Source organism: Streptomyces viridochromogenes DSM 40736, assembly GCF_000158955.1.
GTDB lineage: Bacteria > Actinomycetota > Actinomycetes > Streptomycetales > Streptomycetaceae > Streptomyces > Streptomyces venetus.
Genome location: NZ_GG657757.1, coordinates 5,250,063 through 5,271,106, shown reverse-complemented (window position 1 = coordinate 5,271,106; position 21,044 = coordinate 5,250,063). Strand labels below are relative to the sequence as shown.

Genomic DNA, 21,044 nt, shown 5'->3' with positions numbered 1-21,044 from the left:
CGCCTACCTTCTGGGGGACTCCCATGACCCGCCGCTTCCTTTTCGTCCTGGGCAGCGCCCGCTCCGACGGCAACACCGAGCTGCTGGCCCGCCGGGCCGCCGAGCAGCTGCCGCCGGACGTCGAACAGCAGTGGATCGACCTCGCCGAGCACCCGATCCCCGACTTCGAGGACCTGCGGCACGACAGCGACCACGTCCGCCCGACCGAGGGCAACCTCGCCCTCCTGCTGGACGCCACCCTCGCGGCCACGGACCTCGTGATCGCCTCGCCCCTGTACTGGTACTCCGTCTCCGCGCACACCAAGCGCTACCTCGACCACTGGTCGGGCTGGCTGCGCACGCCCGGCCTCGACTTCAAGGCGACCATGGCCGGACGCACCCTGTGGGGCGTCACCGCGCTCGCGCACCGGGAGGAGGTGGTGGCCGACCCGCTGGTCGGGACGCTCAACAACTCGGCGGCGTACCTGGGGATGCGGTTCGGCGGGGTGCTGCTCGGCAACGGCAGCAAGCCCGGTGACGTGCTGAACGACACCGAGGCACTGACCCGCGCCAAGACGTTCTTCGCGCAGGAGGCGCCCCTCGCCCGGTTCCTGTACGAGGAGGAGCGCTAGGCCGTGATGTCCTTCGTCGTGAAGCGCGCCCAGGCCGCCGAGCCGAACACCGCCGCGTACAGGGCCTGGAGGCCGAGGTTCTTGGCTAGGTCGTCCCAGTAGACCGGTTCGCGCATGAGGTCGGCGAAGGACAGCCAGTAGTGCGAGAAGAAGTACGGCTGGAGGGCGTGCAGTTGCGGGATCTGGTCGAGGATCTGGACCGTGATCAGCAGTCCCACCGTGGTCGCCATCGCCGCGATGCCGCTGTTGGTCAGCGTCGAGACGAACAGGCCGAGCGCCGCGACGCCGATCAGTGACGCGGCGACGACCAGGGCGATCAGCAGGGCTCTGCCCAGGCCTTCGGCGAAGCTGATGTGTGTGCCGGAGATGGTCGTCAGGTCGCCGAGCGGGAAGAGGAGTGCTCCCACCGTCAGTGCCGAGACGGCGACGACGAGGGTGGCGGCCAGGCAGAACAGCACGACCGTCGCGTACTTGGTGAGCAGCAGACGGGTACGGCCCGCCGGGGAGACCAGCAGGTAGCGCAGCGTGCCGGCGTTCGCCTCGCCGGCGATCGCGTCGCCCGCGACGACACCGATGGCCATCGGCAGGAAGAACGGGAGCGTGGCGGCCAGGGCGGTGAAGACGAGGAACAGGCCGTTGTTGGTGATCTGGGAGATGAAGGCCGGTCCTCCGCCGCCTCCGCCGCCGCCGGGTGACGAACCGTCGCCCGTCTCGATCTTGACGGCGATGCCCACCAGGACGGGCACGCCCGCCAGCACGGCCAGCAGCGCGAGGGTGCGCCAGCGGCGGAAGGTGGTGGTGAGCTCGTTGCGCAGCAACCCGAAGGTCCACAGCGGGCTCACCGGGCGTGCGCTCTCCACGACGTCAGCCCGCGACATCGAACCCCTCCCCCGTCAGTGCCACGAACGCGTCCTCCAGCGAGGCCCGTTCGACCGTGAAGCCGCGTACCCGGACTCCCGCGGTGACCAGCGCGGTGTTCACGTCGGCGAGGTCGCGGTCCGGTGGTTCCCCGGTCACCCGGTCGTCGGTCACGACCACGTCGCCGACGCCCTGCTCCTTCAGCACGCGGGCCGCCTCCGCCGGGTCCGGTGTCGTCACCACCAGCCGGCCGCGTGCCCCGGCGGCCAGTTCGGCGACCGGGCCCTGGGTGATCAGGCGGCCCTGTGCCATCACGGCCGCGTGTGTGCAGACCTGCTCGATCTCGTCGAGCAGGTGGGAGGAGAGGAAGACGGTCGTGCCGTCCGAGGCCAGTTCCCGTACGAGGGTACGGATCTCGCGCATGCCCTGCGGGTCGAGGCCGTTGGTCGGCTCGTCGAGCACGAGCAGCCGGCGCGGCTGGAGCAGCGCGGCCGCGAGGCCCAGGCGCTGTTTCATGCCCAGCGAGTAGGCCTTGGCCTTCTTGCCGGCGGCGGCCGTCAGGCCCACCCGGTCCAGCGCCGCGGCCACCCGCGCACGCCGGGTGCGCGGGTCGGCGGCCGGGTCGGCGGAGTCGTATCGGATGAGGTTGTCGCGGCCGGAGAGGAAGCCGTACAGGGCCGGGCCCTCGATGAGGGCGCCGACGTGCGGCAGCACGGCGCGGGTGGCCCGGGGCATGGGCCGGCCGAGCACCCGTGCCGTGCCGGAGGTGGGCTCGATGAGACCCATCAGCATGCGGATGGTGGTGGTCTTGCCGGAGCCGTTGGGCCCGAGGAAGCCGAAGACACTGCCCGCCGGGACGGTCAGGTCGAGCCCGTCGACAGCGAGCTGCCCGCCGCGATAGCGCTTGGTGAGCCCCCGGGTGGCGATGACCGCCTCGCCACCCACGGCACTCGCGCCGCTCTCCTGCGACCGCGCGGCGGGCTGTTCGGGCATCGGCTTCCTCGTTCTCTCGGCGTCCCGTGGCGTGCGGGACCTACTTGCCGGCGTCGGCCGCCTTCACGAGTGCGTCCTTGGTGACCGCGCCCACGTAGACCTTGCCGTCGTCGGTGATCAGGGCGTTGACGAGGCGGGTGGAGAAGACCGTGCCCGAGCCGAACTTGCCGGTGACCTTGTCGCCGAGCGAGTTCATGAAGCCGCCGAGGTCGCCGCCGGCCTTGCCGGAGGGCACGCCCTCGCCGCCGGTGTCGAGGACGGCTATGGCGTTCCAGCCCTCGCCGAGGGTCTTCATGCCGTCCAGACCGCCGAAGCCCTTGCCCAGGTCCTCCCCGGCCTTCGGGGCGTGCTCGGCGTGCTCGCGCGCCCCGGCCCCGGCGGAGGCCTTCTCCTCGATGGCCTTCTCCTCGGTGACCTTCTCCTCGGTGACCTTCGCACCCTTCGGCGGGGTGAAGTCGAAGGTCGACGCGGCCGGCCGGTCGAAACTCACCTGGGTGAAGCCGGCGTCGACGACGGCGGCGCCACCGCCCGCCGGAGTCAGCGTGAACTTCAGCGGCGTCCCCGTCTTCGCGTCCACCGCGACGGTGATCGCGCCGACCGTGGAGCCGGACTGCTTCGGCTTGATGAGCAGCTTGTAGGCGTCCCGGCCGGCGACCTGGGCGGTGCCGTCCACGGTCACGGAGGTCGTGTCGTCGACGGCCTTCAGGGCCTCCTCGGCGAAGTCCTTCGGCGTGGCCGGCGGCTGCTCCTTCTCGTGCTCCGGGCCCTGCGCGGCCGTGCCGTGGTAGACCTCGTTGGACTTGCTGTCGTAGCCCCAGACGTCCTTGCCGTTGTGGACGACGCTGTACTCGGCGGCGTTCTCCAGCAGCGACAGCTTCTGCTTCTCCGGGCCGTCGAGCGCGACGCGCAGGGTGTGCGTGCCGGAGGCGAGTTCCGTGAGCTTGGACGTCGGGTCGGCGGAGGAACCGCCCTCGTCCGGGCTCGCCGCACCGGACATCAGGCTGCTCTCCAGCCCGCCGAGGTCCGGCAGTCCGAGATCCGTGCTGATCTTCACCGTGCCGGACAGCTGCTGCACGTCCGACTTCGCGATCTTCTCGATGAGCTGCTGCGCCGTGATCTTCGGGAGGTCGGGATCGCCCGAGTCGGCGAGTGCGGGGACCAGGCCGATCGTCGCGGCCGCCACCCCCACCACCGTGACCGGGACGACGTACCGCGCGGCTTTGCGCCGCCCGGAGCGCTGCTCGTCGCCCTCCCCGGCGGTCGTGTTCTCGTCGGATGCGTACGGTGCCATGTGTGCCCTACCTCCGTGGTCGGCGGCGGCTGTCCGTGTCGTCCACGCACTCGTCCCTGAGCCGCCATTCTCACCCGAACAGGTGAGGAGTGGTGTTCTTCCGTGGTCTCCATCTGACCAAATCGGCCGGGGAGATACGTCAGACCGCGGGCTCAACTCCACGTACTGCTGGGGTATGACACGCAGGCGCGGCGTCTCCCCCGACCCGTAAGGGTCGGGGGCGGACCAGGACTAGCCGGCGCGGTGCACCACGGCGTCGCTCAGCTCCACGAGAGCCGCCTTCGCGGCACACTCCGGCAGGGGCGCCAGGGCCGAACGGGCGTCCTGGGCGTAGCGGACGGTGTCCCGCCGGGCCTGTTCCAGCGCCGGGTGGGCCCGCAGCAGGCGCAGGGCCTCGGCGTGCCGTGCGTCGTCGGTGAGGTCGGAGTCCAGCAGCTCGCACAGGGCGACGTCGTCCGCGAGCCCGAGCCGGGCCGCCTGCTCGCGCAGCCGCAGCACCGGCATCGTGGGGATGCCCTCGCGCAGATCGGTGCCGGGCGTCTTGCCGGACTCGTGGGAGTCGGAGGCGATGTCCAGGACGTCGTCCGCGAGCTGGAAGGCGACGCCGAGCCGCTCGCCGTACTGGGTCAGCACGTCCACGGTCGTCTCGTCGGCGCCGGACATCATCGCGCCGAACCGGCACGACACGGCCACCAGCGAACCGGTCTTGCCGGCCAGCACGTCCAGGTAGTGCTCGACGGGGTCGCGGCCGTCCTGCGGCCCGGCCGTCTCCAGGATCTGCCCGGTCACCAGCCGTTCGAACGCCTCGGCCTGCACGCGGACCGCCTCCGGGCCGAGGTCGGCCAGGGTGTGCGAGGCGCGGGCGAAGAGGAAGTCGCCGGTGAGGACCGCGACGGAGTTGCCCCAGCGGGTGTTGGCGCTCGCCACCCCGCGGCGCACCGTCGCCTCGTCCATCACGTCGTCGTGGTACAGCGTGGCGAGGTGCGTCAGCTCGACCACGACGGCCGACGGCACGATCCCGGGCGCGTACGGGTCACCGAACTGGGCGGAGAGCATCACGAGCAGCGGGCGGAACCGCTTGCCGCCGGCCCGCACCAGGTGCTGGGCGGCCTCCGTGATGAAGGGCACCTCACTCTTGGTGGCCTCGAACAAGCCTTCCTCGACAGCCGCCAACCCGGCCTGGACATCGGCTTCCAGAGCCTGGTCCCGCACGCTCAGCCCGAACGGCCCGACGTCGGTCACGAGGGGTCTCCTGTCTGCTGTGTCTGCCGGTGATTACGCGGATTGTCGATAGGTCGCTGCCATCACTCGAGTCAGCGTATCCGGTCACGTTTCGATCACTGCCAGCGCCCATGGTTACAGGCCGGGTGGTATCCGATCACGAGCTCCATGTTTTCGATCAGGCCATAAGAACAGACATTTATCGACTTACCGGGAGGTAGCGAGATATACACGATTTGCCAGGTTGCTTAAGCGAATTCCCTTTGCTGGCATTTGCCCCACAGGCTCGTGATCAGTGAGTTCGGTCACGTCGCCCCTTTTGACTGCCCACTCCGACACCAACCCGTACCCCCTTCCGCCGAAAGCCAGTTGAGCCTTGGCTCCCGCAAAGGATCAAGTACCCCAAACTCCCCAGACCAAGGTCAACCGGCGCGTTGTGTGACTCCGGTGCTTGTTCCCGACATGTGCTCTCGCATACGTTCCCGGCTTGTCCGGCGGACCGCCGAATCCTGCCGCCGCCCGGACACCCCACACACACCGACTCACTCACGCAGGGCAGGAGCGGGGGACCCAGGTAAGTCGCCGGTCCGCACAGCGGACCGGCTCGGGGTGAAGCCGCGTACGGCAGCACGACGCCGTACGCGGCCGGGCACCTCCCGGCCCGAACCCGACAGCTCACCTCGCAGGCGCCGGAGAGGAACATCGCCATGGCCGGACGAGGCAAGCACCGTCGCATCAGAACCAGCCCGCTCACCCGAGGTGTCGTAGCCGTCGGCACCGGCGGAGCGGCACTCACCCTTCCGCTCCTCGGCGCGACGCACGCGAGCGCCGCCGAGCCCCAGAGCGCCCCCGCCGCCGCACAGTCCGTGCGGCAGGCGGCCCAGCCCGCCAAGTCCCTGACGTACACCGTGGTCAAGGGCGACACGCTCTACCGCATCGCGGACAAGTACGACGTGTCGGGCGGCTGGAAGCAGCTCTACAAGGACAACCGCGCCGCCGTCGGCGACAGCCCGAAGCTGATCCACCCGGGTCTGAAGCTGAAGGTGAAGACGGCCAAGGCGGACGCCGCCGAGAAGCAGGCGACCAAGTCGTCCGCCCCCGCCAAGCCGGCCACGAAGCCCGCCACGGGCGTCGCCCAGGCCACCCCGGCCTCCGCGAAGACGTACGCGAACAACCTCGACGGGTGGATCCACGAGGCGCTGGACATCATGGCGCAGAAGGGCATCCCGGGGTCCTACGACGGCATCTACCGCAACATCATGCGTGAGTCGTCCGGCAACCCCCAGGCGATCAACAACTGGGACTCGAACGCCGTCGCGGGCACCCCGTCCAAGGGCCTGCTCCAGGTGATCGACCCGACGTTCGCCGCCTACCACGTGGCCGGCACCTCCTTCGACCCGTACGACCCGGTCGCCAACATCACCGCGGCCTGCAACTACGCGGCTGCCCGCTACGGCTCGATCGACAACGTCAACGGCCCGTACTGATCCGCTCCGCCCAGCAGTCGCTCGAGGACGACGGCGATGCCGTCGTCCTCGTTCGACAGCGTGACCTCGTCGGCCACGGCCTTGAGTTCGGGATGGGCGTTGGCCATGGCGACGCCGTGGGCGGCCCAGTCGAACATCGGGATGTCGTTGGGCATGTCGCCGAAGGCGATGGTGTCCGCGGGCCGCAGCCCCAGATGCTCGGCGGCCAGCGCCAGGCCCGTCGCCTTGGTGATGCCGCACGGCTGGAGTTCGACCGTGCCGGGCCCCGACATCGTCACCGTCGCCAGTGAGCCGACCACCGAGCGGGCCGTCGCCGCCAACTCGTCGTCCGACAGCGAGGGGTGGCGCAGCAGCACCTTGCTGATCGGCTCGCACCACAGGTCCTCGCGCCGCTCGACCCGCACGGCGGGCAGGGTCGGGTGCGGCATGAGATAGCCCGGCTCGATGAGCGTCAGCCCGTCGACCCCGTCCTGGTCGACCGCGGCGTACACCTCCCCCACCTCGGCCTCGATCTTGCCGAGCGCGGTCTCCGCCAGTTCCCGGTCCAGGGTGATGGACCACAGCAGCCGGTCCGCGCCGGCGTCGTACACCTGCGCGCCCTGGCCGCACACCGCGAGCCCCGTACAACCGAGGACGTCGAGGAGCGGCCGCACTCTCGGCGCCGGCCGGCCCGTCACCACGAGGTGCTGGGCACCTGCCTCCGCCACCCGCGCGAGCACGGCGAGGGACCGGTCGGAGAGGGTGTCGTCGCCGCGCAGCAGCGTCCCGTCCAGGTCGGTGGCGATGAGTGAATATGCGATGGGTGCGGCCATGATCAGAGAATACGGACAGCGCGCCGGTTCGTTTCACCGCGCGGCTGACACCGATTGCCCGGTTGAGGGCCCCTCTGCACCAGTTGGCAACAACATGGTCCGCTACCTACCCGTGAGGCCGTCCCGAGCGGTACCTTCCAAGTGTCCAGGGGGGACTTGATCGGGGGGTCAGGTTGAGCAGTGGGCGCATTCGTGTGGCCGGGGCCGGGGAGCTCGGCGAGGCGGAGAGGGAGCGCTGGCGAGCGCTGCGCGCGGCGTCGGAAGCACCGCGCAACCCTTTCATGGAACCGGAGTTCACCGAAGCCGTGGGCCGGGTGCGGCCGCAGGCGCGGGTCGCGGTGGTGTACGAGGGGCTGGAGCCGGCCGGCTTCCTGCCCTACGAGCGCGGGCGGTGGGGACAGGGCCGGGCGATCGGACTCGGCGTCTCGGACGCGCAGGGCGCGATCCTGCGGCCGGGCCTCGACCTGGAGACGGGCGAACTGCTGCGGGCCTGCTCGGTGTCCAGCTTCGCCTTCGACAACCTGGAGGCCGAGCAGCGGCTCTTCGTCCGGTACGCGGCGGAGGAGTACGCCACCTTCGTCATCGACATCGAGAAGGGCTACGAGACCTACGAGTCGGTGCTGCGCGCGCAGTCGCCGAAGTTCCTGAAGACCACCCTGGCCAAGGAGCGCAGGCTGGGGCGGCAGGTCGGCGAGCCACGGTTCGTGTTCGACGAGCGTGACCCGGCCGCGCTGCGCACGCTCATGGAGTGGAAGTCGGCGCAGTACCGCAGGACGGGCCGCCGGGACCGGTTCGCGCAGGAGTGGATCACCCGGCTCGTGGGCCGGCTGGCCGGGACCCGGGCGCCGGAGTGCAGCGGCACGCTGTCCGTGCTGTACGCGGGTGAGCGGCCCGTCGCCGCGCACTTCGGGCTGCGTTCGGCGTCGGTCCTGGCCTGCTGGTTCCCGGCCTACGACCCGGAGTTCTCGAAGTACTCGCCGGGTCTGGTGCTGCATCTGCGCATGGCCGAGGCGGCGGCCGCCGAAGGCATCGGCATGCTCGACCTGGGGCGGGGCGCGGCCGAGTACAAGGACGCGCTGAAGACGGGCGAACTGCCCGTGTACGAGGGCGCGGTGACGCGTCCGGGGGCGGGCGCGGCGCTGCACTGGCTGAGCCGCGAGCCGGCGCGCCGCGCGCACAGCTTCGTCCGCGGCCGGCCGCGGCTCGCGGCGCTGGCGGCGCGGACCCTGAAGGGCGCGGCCCGGCTGCGCCGCACCTGACCCGAGTGAGGTCGTACCGACACGAGTGGGGGGAGGGCGCATGGCTCGTTCGGCGCGTGCGCGGGAGGAGATACGCCGGTTCCTGGACATCGGGGCGGTGCAGGTCGCCGAGTTGGACCTCGATGGTCCGGAGGCGGTGCTCAGACCGGGTCCGGGGAGTCCGCCGGTGACGAGCGGAGCGGTGTTCGTGCTGGTCAGGCGAGGTGGCCGGCCCGTCGGCACGCTGCTCGGGCGGGTGTCGGAGGGGGCGGACGCACCTGCCGTGCTGGCGGAGCGTGGGCGGGCGCAGTGCGCGCCGGCCGTCGGTGACGAGCCCGGGGAGCCGCCGTACACGAGTGTCGTCGTGGCCACCCGGGAGCGTGCCGGGCAGCTGGCCCGCGCGCTGGACTCGCTGCTGGCGCAGGACCATCCGCGCTTCGAGATCGTCGTCGTCGACAACGCGCCCGTGACGGGTGAGACACGGGAGCTGGTCGAGCGGAAGTACGCCGAGCGCGTGCGGTACCTGTGCGAGCCGGTGCCCGGACTCGCGGTCGCGCACAACGCGGGGCTGGCGGCCGCCCGGGGCGAGGTGGTCGCCTTCACCGACGACGACGTGGTCGCCGACCCGCGCTGGCTGACCGAGCTCACCGCGCCCTTCACCGCCGACGCGGGACTGGGCTGTGCCACCGGGCTGATCCTGCCCGCGCGGCTGACCACCCCGGCCCAGGTGCTGCTGGAGAGCCACGGCGGCTTCGCGAAAGGCTTCACCCCAAGGACGTACGACCCGGCGGACCCGCCGGTCGACGAGCCGCTGTTCCCGTTCACGGCCGGGCGGTTCGGCTCCGGCGCCAACATGGCCTTCCGGACGGCGGCCCTGCGGTCCGTCGGCGGTTTCGACCCGGCCACCGGGGCCGGGACGGCCGCCCGGGGCGGCGACGACCTCTACGGCTTCGTCCGCGTCCTGGCCCAGGGCCACCGGCTGCGCTACACGCCGTACGCGCTGGTGTGGCACCACCACCGGGAGACCTGGCGGGACCTGGAGACGCAGGCGTACGGCTACGGCGCCGGGCTCACCGCCTACCTCACCGCGGTGCTCGTCAACCGGCCCGCCCTGCTGCCGGCGTTCCTCGCCCGGCTGCCCCGCGGCCTCGCCCACGCCCGCGCGCTGACCGCCGTGCGCGAGACGGAGGGGACGGGCGGCGGTGGCACGCCGGGTGACCACGACGTGCGCACGCATCCGTGGCCACGGCGGCTGTCGCGGTTGCAGCGCAGGGGGATGGTGTACGGGCCGGTCGGCTATCTGAAGGCGCGGCGGGCGCTGCGCGCGACTGTGCGGGGGGCGAGATGAGGACCGACGGCAGAGGCCGGGCGGAGCGGGGTGCGCGGGAGGGTGACGGCCCTACGGCCCTGGGGGGTGCGACGGCCTCGGGGGGTGCGACAGCCCCAGGAGGTGCGGTGGCCCCAGGGGGTGCGGTGGCCCCAGAGGGTGCGACAGCCCCAGAGGGTGCGACGGCCCCGGCGGGTGCGGTCGGCACTTCGGCGATCCCCGTCTTCCTCTACCACGCCGTGATGGACGACCCGCCCGGCTGGATCGCCGAGTTCACGGTCACCCCGCGGGAGTTCGCGGCCCATCTCGACGCCGTGGTCGACAGCGGCCGTACGCCCGTCACGATCAGTACGCTCGCCGATCATCTGACCGGCCGGGCGCCCCTGCCGTCCCGGCCCGTGCTGCTCACCTTCGACGACGGCTTCGCCGATCTGCCCGGCCCCACCGCCGAGGCCCTGGCCGGGCGCGGCCTGCCGGCCACGGCCTATCTCACCACCGGCGCCATCGCCCCGGGCGGGCGCAGTCTGCTGCCGCCCGCCCCGATGATGGCCCTGGACCGGGCGGCGGAGCTGGAACGTTCCGGCATGGAGATCGGCAGCCACACGGTCACGCACGCCCAACTCGACACCCTGCCTGGCAAGGACCTGGCCCACGAACTGCGCTCGTCGAAGGCCGTGCTGGAGGACGCCCTCGGGCACGAGATACGCCATCTCGCCTATCCGCACGGCTACAACAGCCCGCGCGTGCGGGCCATGTCGGCCCGGGCCGGCTACGAGACGGCGACCGCGGTACGGCACGCGCTCAGCTCGGACCGCGACGAGCGCTACCGCATCGCCCGGCTCATCGTGCGGCGCAGCCACACCGTCGCCGACGTCGAGGGCTGGCTGGCGGGGGCGGGCGCCCGGGTCGCGCCCTACCGGGACGGGCCGAAGACGATCGGGTGGCGGTGGTACCGGCGGGCCCGCGCGGTGGTGCGCGGGCCCGAGTTCGCGGGCTGACCCTGTCCTCGGGCTGACCCTGTCCTCGGTTACTTGAGCGGCTGGTTGAGGTACGGGTCGGCGACCGCCTTGCGCAGGCTGTTCCAGGCCGCGTCGTTCGCCAGCGCCAGGTCGCAGTGCGGTCCGGGGTCGCGGTAGTTCCACTGGAGGGCGGCCTTGACGCCCTCCAGGCCCTTCAGCACCCCGGGCACCTGCGCGTACCACTCGGCCTGCCGCTGCGGGCGGCTCGGGTCCTGCGCGGTGCCGAACTCGGAGAGCATCAGCGGCTTGTCGTCGGAGATGTGCTCGCGGATCCAGTCGTGCACGGTGTTCTGGGTCTGCGCGAAGGTCATCCAGTCCGCGCTGTGACAGCGGTAGTAGTTGTACTGGTTGTAGCCGATCCAGTCGACGTAGTCGTCGCCGGGGTACATCCGCTTCATCTCGTCGGCGTGGTCGAGGTAGCCGGTGGTGATCCACGTCCACACGACGTTGTCGACGCCCAGCGCGCGGAACCGGTCGTGGATGTGCCGGTACGCCTTCACGTAGTCGGCGGGGGTGCCGTTGGCCGGGGTGCGGGTGTCCATCTCCAGGTCGAAGGAGAGGAAGACCTTCTTGCCGTAGTCCCTGATGCGCTCGGCCTGGACGTCGATGACGGTTTTGTCCAGCTCGCCTGCCGCGATCTGCTTCCACGTGGGCTGCTGCTGCTTCGTGCCGCCCCACCACTTGCTCTCCCAGGACAGCAGCAGCAGGTGGTCCTCGCCGACGCGGCGTTCCTCCGGGGTGAGCAGCTGGCCCTCCCGGCGGGCGCCCCGGGCCAGGGACATGTCGTGGTACGTGTACACGATGTCGAGCTTGCGGCCCACGCGTTCCTCGTAGGCGCGCACCTTCTGCGGGAGGTCGTCCCGGTCGTGCGGCACGAACGCCCCGAACCAGGCGCCGCAGGGCGGTTCCAGGAGTGCGGTGGGGCGGCAGTCCGCGCGGGAACCGGTGGCTCCCGGTTCCGGTCCGGAGGCGTTCCGCAGGGCGAGCAGGGCGACCAGGACGGCGCTGACGACCGTGGCGGACGTGATCAGCAGCCTGCGGCGACTCGACGCGAACGGGCGGTGCGAGCGAACGGAACGGTGAGGGCGGTCGGAACGGCGGGAGCGGTCGGGACGGTGGGGGCGGTCGAACCTCACTGAGCGGAACCCTTCGGTGTCCTCGGCGTCGTCCTGGGCGCGGGGGAGGCGCGCAGCGGCGGACAGAACGCGGCGAGCGTGGTCAGCAGGGTCAGCGTCAGCAGCACCCGCTGCGCGCTGAAGGTGTGCGTGGCGATCAGTACGGTCGCGACGAGCATCACGGCACCGATGCTGAGGAACAGCACCAGCATCAGCCGCTCCAGCAGGTCGCTGTGGCGGGCGAAGTCCGCCTCCCGCCGCTCGACGGGCCCTTCGGCGGGCCGCGCCCCCAGCGCGGGGGCGCAGACTCTGACGGCGGCGGCACCCGGCCCGGCCGCCAGGAAGAGGACGACCGCGGCGCCCCGCAGCGGCGCCCCGCCGGGCAGGGCGAGCGCGGCAAGCGCGAGCCAGCCGCCGAACGGCGGCAGCATCCGGACCACGAGTTCCTGCGGTGTCATCGCTCCGCTCCCCCGGTCTGCTTCAGTACGTAGAGCCATCCGGCGCTGTTCTCCGCCACGAGCCGGAACCGTGGTGAGGCGGCGACGGACTTCTGGATGCGGTCCAGTTGCGCCCTGTCGAGCTGTCCGTTCATCTCGGAGTTGGCCGACTGGCCCTGGGTGAGCAGGAAGTAGGCCCGGGCCGGCCGCTCCACCCCGGCCATGTCCCTGGCGAGGGTGGCGGCCGGGCTCTTGACGATCCGGTCGACGTGACTGCGGCCGTCGTCGAGGAACCAGTAGTGGTCGATGCTCCCGTAGGAGGCGTACGCGAGCGGGTAGTTGCGGTTGGCGGCCACCACGAGCGAGCCGTCGGGCGCCTGGTCGAAGAGCTGCCGTACCAGGTTCACTTCCTGGGGCGGGAAGTAGTTGATCCGGTCCTTGCCGGAGTAGCTCGGGACGAACGCCAGAGTGCCGAGGAGCAGGGCGGTCAGCGGCACCCAGGTGACGATCCCCCGCCGGCGGCTCTCGGCAGAACCGCGGGCCCCCTGTGCGGCGGCGTCGGCGGCCAGCGTACGGACCTTGGGCAGCAGCGCGGCGGCGGCGAAGAAGGCGGCGCCGGGCAGCATGAACAGCAGCACCCGGAAGATCATCTCGCTGCCGTAGCTGCTCGCCGCGAACATCGGCAGCGGGGCCGCGGCGATCAGCAGCAGGGGCAGGGCGCGATGGCGCAGCACCCGCTGCCGCAGCACGCCGATCCCCGCGAGCAGCAGGACGGAGCCCGACAGCAGCCGGGCCGCCCAGGAGGTCGCGATCGCCCCGGTGCCGGTCGGGGTGGCACCGTAGCCGGTCTCGACATTGGCGCCCACGTCCCCGATGGAACGGATCATGTCCGGCATCGCCGCGGACAGGAAGGGCAGCGCGGCCGTGAGGCACCAGGCCAGGAAGATCACCGCGGTGGTGGCCAGCGGGACCCAGTCGCGGTAGCGGCGGGTGAGGCACAGGGCGAGCAGACAGACGACCAGCATGCCCGGGGTGAGCTGGTGGGAGATGACGATCGCCACGAGCAGGACGGTGATCACCACCGTCCACACGGCCTGCCGCGGCCACCCGTCGCGCACGGCGGACCGGCCGAAGCGGCGCAGGACCACCGCCAGGACGCCGACGTGCAGCGCGTAGGCGACGGACTGGGGGGAGAAGTAGTCCTGCCCCACCCAGTTGGCGACGTAGAAGAGCCAGACCGCCGTCCAGATCAGCCGCCGGTCCTCGGTGAAGGTGCGGTAGATCAGCAGCAGCGGGAGCATCAGCATCAGGCTGGAGACCAGGGGCCACCAGGCCATGAACATCGCCGCCGAGTCCACGCCCAGCAGCCGCACCAGGGCGGCCTGGGCGGCGAAGAAGCCCGGCCACTGGTCGTACACGGCCATGTCGCCGACCTGGTCGGCCGTCTGGAGGCCGCCCGCCGTCAGCAGGTGGTCGATGACCGCGTCGTGCTTCCACGCCCAGGCGTACAGCGGGGTCGGGTAGACCACGGCCTGGGTGGCCCGCTCCATCACCAGCAGTCCGAGGACGTACCCCGCCGCCCAGCGGCCAGGCCGGCTCGGGTCGCGGACCGTGAACCAGAAGCCGGTGGTGAGCACCACGAGGCCGGCCCAGAACGCCGGGTGCAGCGCGGTGACCAGTCCGTAGTCGTCGAGTCGCGAGACGTCGGTGTGCCGCACGGCGTACGCCCAGAGCGCGAGCGCGACGAGCAGCGGAGCACCGGGCCAGGCGAACGCGCGCCCCGCGGTCCAGGCGGGGGCCAGGTCGGACAGGTCCGTCACGGGCTCATGGGCGGGGCTCGACGACTCCGAGGACGAGGGGCTGGAGGACTGGCTGGAGGTCTCGGGGGTGGTCCCGGACAGGTCCGCCTCGCCCCGCGCGGGCGTGGGTTCCGGCGTGGATCTCTCCCGTGGAGTTGCTGGCGGACGCACGGTGGTTCCCCCCTGGCGGTTCGGCTCTGTGTGGCTCTGTTCGGCTCAGTTCGGCCTATGTCAGCTTGTTTCGGCCTGTTTTTCGGCCCTGGAAAGCGGTCAGTCGGCGGACCCGGACGAGTGCGGCGAGTACGGCGAGTGCGAGAAGCAGCGGCGGCGCGACGGGGGCGAGCGCCTCGCGCCACACCCAGCCGCCGACCGCGACGAGATACAGAACCCCCCAGCGCCCCTGCCAGGGCAGCCGTCCGCCCGCGCTCGCGAGCAGCAGCCACAGCGGCACGAGGCACAGCAGCTGGCAGACGGGCGGCGCCCAGCGCAGCAGCGGCTCGGGCCCGTGCAGGCCCAGCACGTCCGCGAGGAAACCGGCCGTCTTCCCGTAGAACGCCCCGTCCACCGGCCGCGGTTCCCGGCCGAGGGCGACCGGTGCGGCGTACAGGGCGAGCAGGGCGGTGGACAGCGCCGCGCCGGGCAGCCACGGGTCGCGCCGGGTGCACACCGTGACCGCGGCGACGAACACCACCAGCAGCAGACTTCCCGCGGTGAGCGACGGCAACGGCAGGCCGTCCAGCAGTTGACGTCCCGTCAGTGCCGCTTCGGTGGCGCCGTCGAGCCAGGGCAGGTCGGCCAGCGGCGCCCAGAAGAAGACGGTGGCGACACCGAGGAGGCTCCAGAGGGCACCTCTCAGCCGCCGCTCCCGGGGCTCTTGGTCCAGGGGCGTTCTCCCGGGCTCCTGAGGTGCTGGTTCCCGGGTGGGGCTCTCCGGCCGCACGATCAGCGCCAGGGTGTCCGCCTGCAACGCCTCACGCTCGTATCCCGGGCGGCCGATGAACAACGTGACCGTGTCCTCGTCGCCGTCCCTGGGCTGGTAGGCGGCCCGGCGGGCCCAGTTCGTGCCGTACCCGGCGGTGGCGTTCAGTTTCGCCCAGCGGGTGCCGTAGGACGGGTCGGCGGGCGTACGGGGGGCGGGCGCGCTGTCGTCGTGGCGCAGTGCCGCTCGCAGTCCGGCCGTGGAGACGACCGCGATCAGCGTCATGCTCAGCAGCACCGCCCAGCCGGCACCCGCGATCCCGGCCGGGGTGAACAGCACGGCCGCGCTGCCCAGCACCAGGGCGCACATGGCCCCTTGGAGCGCGGCCAGCACACCCGTGCGCCCCTGGACGCGCAGCACGCCGATGTACAGCTCCACGACGACCCGCGGCAGCGCGCCGAGGGCGAGCAGCCGCAGCACCGTCGAGCCGTGCTCGGCGTAGTCCGGGCTGAAGGGCGTGAGGATGTACGGGGCGAAGAGGACCAGCACAGCCACGACCGGGACGAGCAGCAGGGTCATCCGGCGCAGCGCGCCCCGGACGCCGTCGGCGAGCTGTCGCGGGTCGTGCGAGGCGTGCGCGGTGAGGGACGAGGCCATGTTGATGGCCATGAACTCCATGGTGCCGCCGACGGTGTACGCCACGTAGAAGTAGCCGTTCTCCGCGGCGGTGAAGCGGACCGCGACCATCACCGGCAGCAGGTTGATCATCGCCAGGCTGAACAGCGCGCCCAGCGAGTCGCCGGCGAGGAAGCGCCCCATGTCGCGGAGTTTCGGGGGTTCTTTGTCGCGGTCGAGCTCCGCCTGGCGCGGGATGAGCCGGCGGAAGATCAGCCAGCCCAGTGGCAGGGTGGAGAAGGCGATCGCCACCGCCCAGGAGACGAAGATCCCGAGGACGGGCAGTGTGCCGGCGAAGACGGCCAGCAGGGCGAGCTTCCCGACCGAGAACACCGCGTTCCCGGCGGGCACCCACTCGGCCTTGCGCAGCCCCGTGAGCACTCCGTCCTGGAGGGTGAGCAGCGCCCAGGCCACGCACGCCGCGACGAACACCGCCCCGGCCGTGGGTGTGCCCAGCGGGGCGTACGAGGCTCCCCACGCGTCGAGCGTGAGCAGGAAGACGGCGGCGGCGAGTGCCACGACCAGCGAGCTCGCCGCGTACGTGCCCCACACCAGGCGTCCGGTCTCGCGTCCCGCGCGGGGCACGAAACGGACGACGGCACCGATCATGGTCGTGGCCGTGATGCTGGCGAGCAGCCGCATCGCGGCGATGGCGGCGGACCCCTGGCCGACGGCCTCCTCGGAGTAGTAGCGGGCGGCCACCAGCCAGAACCCCAGGCCCAGTACGGCGGAGACGCCGGTGCTGAGCATGAGGAAGTAGGCGTTCTTGAACAGCGAGTCGTGGGTGTGCCCGCTGTCGGCAGGTTGTGGTCCGCCACCGTCGGAGCGCGTGGTGGCGGGCTCGTGCACCTGGGTCTCAGACAAGGGACTGCCCCAGCCCTCCCGCTGCCGGTCCGCCGCGGGGCGGCTCTCCCGGCGCCTCGACCGGCCGCGCCCCGGATCGCTCCAGCACCTCGACGACCGTCCTGGCCCGCAGCGGGTCCACGGGCAGCGCGTGCCGCGCGAACCAGCGGGCCCCCTCGGGCGCCGGTGAGGGGTCGGTGAACTCCGCGCCCGCGTAGTCGTCCAGCGGCGGGTCGTAGAGGTAGCCGACGACGATGCCCTGCCGTGCGAGCGCCGCGATCGCCGCGTCCCGGTCCTCCACGAACAGCGGGACGCGGAACAACGGCTGGGTGCCGTGCGCCTCGCGCGGCTTGGCCCAGGGCGTGGACAGCAGCAGCTCCGTGCCCGCCCGGCAGGCGTCCAGCACGTCGTCCAGCCGGTCGAGTCTGCGCCCGATGCGCCGCAGCCGCAGCCGGCCGGACTCCTGGCGGTAGTCGTGCATGTCGACGCGGACCCACGGGTGGTGGGCGTCGAGTCCGGGGGCCAGGTCGGCGGCCCGTGCGAGTTCGTCCGGGCGCAGGGGCATGCGGATCTCCTCGCGGTCCGCCAGCCCCAGCAGCCTGATCGCGGCCCAGGCGGCGCGCCGCAGCCGCAGCCCGCGCACCGTCGCCTCGGCGTACGGCCGGAGCGCGTAGGCGAGTTCGGAGCCGATCCGGTTCGGTGTGAGCAGTCCCGCGCAGGTCTTCTCCACCGCCTCCCGCAGCCCCGGGTCGGCGACGGAGAGCATGCCTCCGGCCTTGGCCCCCACGTGCTTGGACAGGCTGAACACCGAGGCCTCGCCCCAGGCGCCGACCGGCCGTCCGCCCACCGCGCTGCCGATGGCGTGCGCCCCGTCCTCGAACAGCGGGATCCCCAGCGCGTCGCACTTCTCCCGCAGTCGCGGTGCCGGGTCCGGGTTCCCGTACAGGTTCGTGGTGAGCACGGCCGACACCGAGCGCCACGTCTCGTCGGGCACGGCGTCGACGTCGATGGACGCGTCGAGCGGGCTCAACGGCGCCTGCACCGGGCGCAGTCCGGCCGCGAGCACGACGAAGAAGATCACGTCGTCGTTGACCGGCGACATCAGTACCCGGCCGCCGGGCGGGCACCAGTGGCGCAGCGCCACGTACAGCCCGAAGCGGCACGACGGTACGTACACACATTCCCGGCCGAGCCGTGCGCGCATGGTCTCTTCCAGCCGTTCCGGCTGTGAACCATGCCGCGTCGAGCCCGGACCGGCCTCCCCAATGGCCATCCGCCCCCCTGGTGTGCCGTCGGAACGCCCCCTCCCCGAGGCCTTCCGGCACCCGCCCAGAGTCGCCCCGTTCGCACCGCTCCGTCAAGATTGCGTCGCGTCCTGTGGATAACTTCCGGCTCGTACGAATGTGCCGTCCCGTCCGCCGCGTCCGGACGGGCCGGAACCGCTCCGCGCGGCATCCCCCGGGCCCACCTGCCCCGTTCGTCCGTGTCCGCCCCCTCGGACTCTGCCCAGGACCGGTGTGTCACCCGTAACGTGTGGCACGACCACGGACACGTGGCGACGACACGGCACACCCGAAAGCGAGGCAGCACCCGATGCCCCCCTTCGATGTACCCGAGGGCGATCCCTTCGGCCCGCACAACCTGCCGTACGGCGTGTTCTCCCTCCCCGGCTCCGCGCACCGGACCGTGGGCGTCCGGCTCGGCGACCACGTGCTGGACGCGGGCGCGGCGGCCCACGCCCTCGGCTCGCCCTACGCCGCCCTGCTCGCGCAGCCGAATCTCGGCCCGCTGCTGGCCGCCGGCCGCACGCCCTGGTCGGACGTGCGCCGGGCGCTGACGGCGTGGGTGACCGTGCCGTCCCACCGCGAGACCGTCGAACCGCTGTTCCACCCCCTGTCCTCGGTGACGCTGCACCTCCCCTTCGAGGTCGCGGACTACGTGGACTTCTACGCCTTTGTTTATCCACGCTCGGAACGTCGGCCGGATCTTCCGCCCCGACGCCGAGGACTCCCTCACCCCCAACTGGAAGCACCTGCCGATCGGCTACCACGGCCGCTCCGGCACGGTCGTCGTCTCGGGCACGGAGGTCGCGCGCCCCTCGGGCCAGCGCAAGGCGCCCACGGACACCGCCCTCGTGTTCGGGCCGTCCGTCCGCCTGGACATCGAGGCGGAGGTCGGCTTCGTCGTGGGCGTGCCGTCCCGGATGGGCGCGCCGGTGGCCCTCGGCGGCTTCCGCGAGCACGTCTTCGGACTGTGCCTCCTGAACGACTGGTCCGCACGCGACATCCAGGCCTGGGAGTACGTGCCGCTCGGCCCGTTCCTCGGCAAGTCCTTCGCCACGTCGGTGTCGGCCTGGATCACTCCGCTGGACGCCCTGGAGGAGGCCCGGGTGGCCCCGCCGGCCCGGACCCACGAGCTGCTGCCGTACCTGGACGACAGCGACGAGGAGCCCAGCGGCTACGACCTGCGGATCACGGTCGCCGTCAACGGCCACGTCGTCTCCGAGCCCCCCTTCTCCACCATGTACTGGACGGCCGCCCAGCAGCTGGCCCACATGACCGTGAACGGGGCCTCCCTGCGCACCGGGGACCTGTACGGCTCGGGCACGGTCAGCGGCCCGGCCGACCGCGAGCGCGGCTCCCTGCTGGAGCTGACCTGGAACGGCCGCGACCCGCTCGAACTCCCGGACGGCAAGCGGACGTTCCTGGAGGACGGCGACGTGGTGACCCTCTCGGCCTGGGCCCCCGGGCCGGACGGCGTGCGGGTGGGGCTGGGCGAGGTGACGGGGCGGGTGGTACCGGGAGCGGAATGAGGCCCTCCCGGCACTTCTGTTCGCGTTCGACCTGCGTTCGACCCCTGACTCACACCGCCCGGCCCGTCATACTGGGCATCGGGCGGTGTGCCCGCACACGGAGGCCGTCGCACGCTCGGCGGCCGCCCTCCCTCGCACGACCCCCGTAGGCGCCCTCCCCCGCACGCCCCGTAGCCGCCCTCTTCCGACCAGGAACCGGAGCCCGTGGCAATGACCGTCTGCCTGCTCCTGCTGTGCGTTGTCGCCGTGACGGCCGCCGTGCCCGTGCCCCGTGCGCTGACCCGGTCGGCGTGGCCCGAGCGGGAACCGGTGGTCGGCCTGTGGGTGTGGCAGTGCCTGGTCGCCACCGTCCTGCTGTGCTGCGTGACGGCGCTCGCCCTGGGCGCCGCCGCCGTCTTCGGCACGGTCCGCGCCCAGCTCTTCGCTCCGGCGCCGCCCGCCGTGACCGCGGCGTACGACCTGTCCACCGCCCCGCCGTGGGCCGCCGCGCTCACGCTGCTGCTGGCCTGCGGTGCCGCCTGGACGACCGCGATGCTCGCGCGGGAGCTCGTCGAGGCGCGCCGGCGTCGCGCCCAGTCCCGCGCCCACCTGCGCGAGCGCGCCCCCGACCTGCCGGCGGGCCTGGGCGCCGCGCGAGGCCCCCTGCTCGTGCTGGAGGAGGAGTACCCCGACGCCTGGTGGATGCCGGGCAACCCGCCGCAGCTGATCGTCACCACGGGCGCCCTGCACCGCCTCACCAAGCACCAGCTCGACGCCGTCCTCACCCACGAGCGCGGCCACGCCCGCGCCCGCCACGACTGGCTGCTGCACCTGTCCACCGCCCTGGCCACCGGGTTCCCGCGCATCCCGCTGTTCGCCCACTTCTGCGACCAGACCCACCGCCTGGTCGAACTGGCCGCCGACGACACCGCCTCCCGCCGCTGCGGCCATCTGACCACGGCCCTGGCGCTGATCGAGCTGAACCAGCACCGCGGTGTCCTGTCCTGTGCCTCCAGCCACCGCCTGCTGGGCGAGCGGGTCGACCGGCTCCTGGAACCGCCGCCCCGGCTGGGCCGTCGCCACCGGGCCCTGACCACCACCACGGCCGCGCTGGTACCGCTGCTGCCCCTGCTGATCGTGTTCGCGCCGGGCCTGACGGCGTTGGCGTAGCCGAAGCGGCCGGCGGGGCGGTGGCAGATCTTTCCGCAGGCCCGCAGAAATCCCAGTTCAACGGTCGAACCGGTCACATTCCCGGTGGCGCAACATTCCCGCAACACTACTTTTCCTACCGGATAGATATGGTCCGGTCCATGCCTACCGACCGCATCCGAGACCACGCCGGACAGGGAGCAGCGACCACCGTCGCCGCCCACCGCGCGCGGCGCCGGCTGCGCGCCGACCGGGCACGGCAACTGGCCGACCTGTTGCGACGCCAACTGCTCGCCGACGCCTTCCCCGACGGCACCCTCCCCCTCGAGTCGACCCTCGGGGACCCGACTACGGCGCCAGCCGCAACACGGTCCGCGAGGCACTCGACCTGCTGCGGGCCGAGGCGGCTCGTCGAACGCCAGCCCGGCGTCGGCACCGTGTTCGTGGCCCACAAGTACC

The 21,044-nt window shown here is 72.2% G+C and carries 16 protein-coding genes, 2 pseudogenes and 1 riboswitch; of the genes and pseudogenes, 8 read left to right on the top strand and 10 right to left on the bottom strand.

Going from position 1 to position 21,044, the window contains the following annotated elements; all coding sequences use genetic code 11:
* The first annotated feature begins 23 nt into the window (after window positions 1–23).
* Entirely contained in the window at window positions 24–611 is a 588-nt protein-coding gene (locus tag SSQG_RS23200; RefSeq protein ID WP_003992280.1) for a flavodoxin family protein, read from the top strand.
* On the opposite strand, the gene SSQG_RS23195 is transcribed toward SSQG_RS23200, so the two are convergent.
* From SSQG_RS23195 to SSQG_RS23180, 4 genes are all read right to left on the bottom strand, one after another.
* Window positions 608–1,489 (bottom strand): ABC transporter permease, encoded by an 882-nt coding sequence (locus SSQG_RS23195; RefSeq protein WP_003992279.1) that lies wholly within the window; start codon window positions 1,487–1,489, stop codon window positions 608–610. The genes SSQG_RS23200 and SSQG_RS23195 overlap by 4 nt on opposite strands.
* Complete coding sequence (locus tag SSQG_RS23190; RefSeq protein ID WP_003992278.1) at window positions 1,476–2,462, bottom strand: ABC transporter ATP-binding protein; 987 nt, start codon at window positions 2,460–2,462, stop codon at window positions 1,476–1,478. Before SSQG_RS23190 ends, SSQG_RS23195 begins: the two co-directional genes overlap by 14 nt.
* 40 nt (window positions 2,463–2,502) lie before the next feature.
* Entirely contained in the window at window positions 2,503–3,753 is a 1,251-nt protein-coding gene (locus SSQG_RS23185) for a LolA family protein (protein WP_003992277.1), read from the bottom strand.
* Window positions 3,754–3,984: 231 nt separating this feature from the next.
* Complete coding sequence (locus SSQG_RS23180; protein ID WP_003992276.1) at window positions 3,985–4,995, bottom strand: polyprenyl synthetase family protein; 1,011 nt, start codon at window positions 4,993–4,995, stop codon at window positions 3,985–3,987.
* A gap of 504 nt (window positions 4,996–5,499) precedes the next feature.
* Window positions 5,500–5,678: riboswitch (cyclic di-AMP (ydaO/yuaA leader) on the top strand.
* 3 nt (window positions 5,679–5,681) lie between these two features.
* On the opposite strand from SSQG_RS23180, the gene SSQG_RS23175 reads away from it, so the two are divergent.
* Window positions 5,682–6,461, top strand: a complete 780-nt coding sequence (locus tag SSQG_RS23175; RefSeq protein WP_003992275.1) for a transglycosylase SLT domain-containing protein — start codon at window positions 5,682–5,684, stop codon at window positions 6,459–6,461.
* On the opposite strand, the gene SSQG_RS23170 is transcribed toward SSQG_RS23175, so the two are convergent.
* Window positions 6,425–7,273, bottom strand: coding sequence for a Cof-type HAD-IIB family hydrolase (locus SSQG_RS23170; protein ID WP_003992274.1), 849 nt, complete (start codon window positions 7,271–7,273; stop codon window positions 6,425–6,427). The genes SSQG_RS23175 and SSQG_RS23170 overlap by 37 nt on opposite strands.
* Before the next feature lie 173 nt (window positions 7,274–7,446).
* Here SSQG_RS23170 and SSQG_RS23165 point away from each other — a divergent pair, with 173 nt between their 5' ends.
* The 3 genes from SSQG_RS23165 to SSQG_RS23155 all read left to right on the top strand — a co-directional run bounded on the left by SSQG_RS23165 (window position 7,447) and on the right by SSQG_RS23155 (window position 10,836).
* On the top strand, window positions 7,447–8,532 hold the full coding sequence (locus SSQG_RS23165) for a GNAT family N-acetyltransferase (RefSeq protein ID WP_003992273.1): 1,086 nt from the start codon (window positions 7,447–7,449) through the stop codon (window positions 8,530–8,532).
* 40 nt (window positions 8,533–8,572) lie between these two features.
* Window positions 8,573–9,859 carry a glycosyltransferase gene (locus SSQG_RS23160; RefSeq protein ID WP_039933466.1) on the top strand — a complete coding sequence of 429 codons (1,287 nt, stop codon included), beginning with the start codon at window positions 8,573–8,575 and terminating at the stop codon, window positions 9,857–9,859.
* A 221-nt stretch (window positions 9,860–10,080) separates the two neighbouring features.
* Window positions 10,081–10,836, top strand: a complete 756-nt coding sequence (locus tag SSQG_RS23155; protein WP_039935368.1) for a polysaccharide deacetylase family protein — start codon at window positions 10,081–10,083, stop codon at window positions 10,834–10,836.
* A 29-nt stretch (window positions 10,837–10,865) separates the two neighbouring features.
* Here the strand turns inward: SSQG_RS23155 and SSQG_RS23150 are convergent, their stop codons facing one another.
* The 5 genes from SSQG_RS23150 to SSQG_RS23130 form a co-directional block, all read right to left on the bottom strand.
* Window positions 10,866–11,993: a glycosyl hydrolase gene (locus SSQG_RS23150; RefSeq protein WP_003992270.1), complete on the bottom strand. Its 1,128-nt coding sequence runs from the start codon at window positions 11,991–11,993 to the stop codon at window positions 10,866–10,868.
* The gene (locus SSQG_RS23145; protein ID WP_039933463.1) at window positions 11,990–12,430 is read right to left on the bottom strand and encodes a hypothetical protein; all 441 of its coding nucleotides are present in this window, start codon (window positions 12,428–12,430) and stop codon (window positions 11,990–11,992) included. The genes SSQG_RS23150 and SSQG_RS23145 overlap by 4 nt, the downstream gene beginning before the upstream one ends.
* Window positions 12,427–14,229 carry a hypothetical protein gene (locus SSQG_RS23140; protein ID WP_052310335.1) on the bottom strand — a complete coding sequence of 601 codons (1,803 nt, stop codon included), beginning with the start codon at window positions 14,227–14,229 and terminating at the stop codon, window positions 12,427–12,429. The genes SSQG_RS23145 and SSQG_RS23140 overlap by 4 nt, the downstream gene beginning before the upstream one ends.
* 205 nt (window positions 14,230–14,434) lie before the next feature.
* Window positions 14,435–16,666: a lipopolysaccharide biosynthesis protein gene (locus tag SSQG_RS23135; protein ID WP_052310334.1), complete on the bottom strand. Its 2,232-nt coding sequence runs from the start codon at window positions 16,664–16,666 to the stop codon at window positions 14,435–14,437.
* Entirely contained in the window at window positions 16,659–17,918 is a 1,260-nt protein-coding gene (locus SSQG_RS23130) for a DegT/DnrJ/EryC1/StrS family aminotransferase (protein WP_003992266.1), read from the bottom strand. Before SSQG_RS23130 ends, SSQG_RS23135 begins: the two co-directional genes overlap by 8 nt.
* Window positions 17,919–18,238: 320 nt before the next feature.
* On the opposite strand from SSQG_RS23130, the pseudogene fahA reads away from it, so the two are divergent.
* The 3 genes and pseudogenes from fahA to SSQG_RS38560 form a co-directional block, all read left to right on the top strand.
* Window positions 18,239–19,457: pseudogene (fahA, locus tag SSQG_RS23125) on the top strand (fumarylacetoacetase).
* 210 nt (window positions 19,458–19,667) lie between these two features.
* Entirely contained in the window at window positions 19,668–20,606 is a 939-nt protein-coding gene (locus SSQG_RS23120; RefSeq protein ID WP_003992264.1) for a M56 family metallopeptidase, read from the top strand.
* Window positions 20,607–20,734: 128 nt separating this feature from the next.
* Window positions 20,735–21,044 (top strand): annotated as a pseudogene (locus SSQG_RS38560) (winged helix-turn-helix domain-containing protein); the annotation flags it as partial.